Annotated in this window: 1 pseudogene; it reads right to left on the bottom strand. The window is 54.5% G+C overall.

Annotated features, from left to right (window positions below):
- Positions 1-264: pseudogene (locus SB717_RS36675) on the bottom strand (IS1-like element transposase); the annotation flags it as partial.

Genomic DNA, 264 nt, shown 5'->3' with positions numbered 1-264 from the left:
TCACTGCCCGGCTGTATGCGCGAGGTTACCGACTGCGGCCTGAGTTTTTTAAGTGACGTAAAATCGTGTTGAGGCCAACGCCCATAATGCGGGCAGTTGCCCGGCATCCAACGCCATTCATGGCCATATCAATGATTTTCTGGTGCGTACCGGGTTGAGAAGCGGTGTAAGTGAACTGCAGTTGCCATGTTTTACGGCAGTGAGAGCAGAGATAGCGCTGATGTCCGGCGGTGCTTTTGCCGTTACGCACCACCCCGTCAGTAG

The organism is Priestia sp. SIMBA_032, assembly GCF_046535215.1.
Taxonomy (GTDB): domain Bacteria; phylum Bacillota; class Bacilli; order Bacillales; family Bacillaceae_H; genus Priestia; species Priestia aryabhattai.
This window is presented reverse-complemented; position numbering and strand designations above follow the sequence as displayed.